1 rRNA gene is annotated in these 2,680 nt (G+C 49.5%); it reads right to left on the reverse strand.

The window, feature by feature from the left end:
• Positions 1-89: 89 nt before the first annotated feature.
• Positions 90-2,680, reverse strand: a 23S ribosomal RNA gene (locus AB840_RS15040); the annotation flags it as partial.

A 2,680-nucleotide genomic window follows, 5' to 3' on the forward strand; every position in this document is an offset into this window, starting at 1 on the left:
CCTTGCCATTGTCACCAGACAAATGGAATGTATTATACATTCAAAACTAGATAGTAAGTAAAATGATTTTGCTTCGCAAAACATAAATTTTGATTAAGTCTTCGATCGATTAGTATTCGTCAGCTCCACGTGTCACCACGCTTCCACCTCGAACCTATTAACCTCATCATCTTTGAGGGATCTTATAACCGAAGTTGGGAAATCTCATCTTGAGGGGGGCTTCATGCTTAGATGCTTTCAGCACTTATCCCGTCCATACATAGCTACCCAGCTATGCCGTTGGCACGACAACTGGTACACCAGAGGTATGTCCATCCCGGTCCTCTCGTACTAAGGACAGCTCCTCTCAAATTTCCTACGCCCACGACGGATAGGGACCGAACTGTCTCACGACGTTCTGAACCCAGCTCGCGTACCGCTTTAATGGGCGAACAGCCCAACCCTTGGGACCGACTACAGCCCCAGGATGCGATGAGCCGACATCGAGGTGCCAAACCTCCCCGTCGATGTGAACTCTTGGGGGAGATAAGCCTGTTATCCCCGGGGTAGCTTTTATCCGTTGAGCGATGGCCCTTCCATGCGGAACCACCGGATCACTAAGTCCGTCTTTCGACCCTGCTCGACTTGTAAGTCTCGCAGTCAAGCTCCCTTATGCCTTTACACTCTATGAATGATTTCCAACCATTCTGAGGGAACCTTTGAGCGCCTCCGTTACCTTTTAGGAGGCGACCGCCCCAGTCAAACTGCCCACCTGACACTGTCTCCCACCACGATAAGTGGTGCGGGTTAGAAAGCCAACACAGCTAGGGTAGTATCCCACCAATGCCTCCACGTAAGCTAGCGCTCACGTTTCAAAGGCTCCTACCTATCCTGTACAAGCTGTGCCGAATTTCAATATCAGGCTACAGTAAAGCTCCACGGGGTCTTTCCGTCCTGTCGCGGGTAACCTGCATCTTCACAGGTACTATGATTTCACCGAGTCTCTCGTTGAGACAGTGCCCAAATCGTTACGCCTTTCGTGCGGGTCGGAACTTACCCGACAAGGAATTTCGCTACCTTAGGACCGTTATAGTTACGGCCGCCGTTTACTGGGGCTTCGATTCGTAGCTTCGCAGAAGCTAACTACTCCTCTTAACCTTCCAGCACCGGGCAGGCGTCAGCCCCTATACATCACCTTACGGTTTAGCAGAGACCTGTGTTTTTGATAAACAGTCGCTTGGGCCTATTCACTGCGGCTCTTCTGGGCGTTAACCCTAAAGAGCACCCCTTCTCCCGAAGTTACGGGGTCATTTTGCCGAGTTCCTTAACGAGAGTTCGCTCGCTCACCTTAGAATTCTCATCTTGACTACCTGTGTCGGTTTGCGGTACGGGCACCTGTTATCTATCTAGAGGCTTTTCTTGGCAGTGTGAAATCAACGACTCGAGGAAACAATTTCCTCTCCCCATCACAGCTTGACCTTATGAGTGCCGGATTTGCCTAACACTCAGTCTTACTGCTTGGACGTGCAATCCAATAGCACGCTTCGCCTATCCTACTGCGTCCCCCCATCGATTAAAACGATACTAGGTGGTACAGGAATATCAACCTGTTATCCATCGCCTACGCCTGTCGGCCTCAGCTTAGGACCCGACTAACCCAGAGCGGACGAGCCTTCCTCTGGAAACCTTAGTCAATCGGTGGACGGGATTCTCACCCGTCTTTCGCTACTCACACCGGCATTCTCACTTCTAAGCGCTCCACATGTCCTTGCGATCATGCTTCGACGCCCTTAGAACGCTCTCCTACCATTGTCCTACGGACAATCCACAGCTTCGGTAATATGTTTAGCCCCGGTACATTTTCGGCGCAGTGTCACTCGACTAGTGAGCTATTACGCACTCTTTAAATGATGGCTGCTTCTAAGCCAACATCCTAGTTGTCTGGGCAACGCCACATCCTTTTCCACTTAACATATATTTTGGGACCTTAGCTGGTGGTCTGGGCTGTTTCCCTTTCGAACACGGACCTTATCACCCATGTTCTGACTCCCAAGTTAAATTAATTGGCATTCGGAGTTTGTCTGAATTCGGTAACCCGAGAAGGGCCCCTCGTCCAAACAGTGCTCTACCTCCAATAATCATCACTTGAGGCTAGCCCTAAAGCTATTTCGGAGAGAACCAGCTATCTCCAAGTTCGATTGGAATTTCTCCGCTACCCTCAGTTCATCCGCTCACTTTTCAACGTAAGTCGGTTCGGTCCTCCATTCAGTGTTACCTGAACTTCAACTTGACCTAGGGTAGATCACCTGGTTTCGGGTCTACGACCAAATACTAAACGCCCTATTCAGACTCGCTTTCGCTACGGCTCCACATTAGCTGCTTAACCTTGCATCAAATCGTAACTCGCCGGTTCATTCTACAAAAGGCACGCCATCACCCATTAACGGGCTCTGACTACTTGTAAGCACACGGTTTCAAGTTCTCTTTCACTCCCCTTCCGGGGTACTTTTCACCTTTCTCTCACGGTACTGGTTCACTATCGGTCACTAGAGAGTATTTAGCCTTAGGAGATGGTCCTCCCAGATTCCGACGGAATTTCACGTGCTCCGTCGTACTCAGGATCCACTCAAGAGAGTATATATTTTCGACTACAGGATTATTACCTTCTTTGATTCAACTTTCCAGATGATTCGTCTAATAT

The organism is Megasphaera cerevisiae DSM 20462 (genome assembly GCF_001045675.1).
Classification (GTDB): domain Bacteria; phylum Bacillota; class Negativicutes; order Veillonellales; family Megasphaeraceae; genus Megasphaera; species Megasphaera cerevisiae.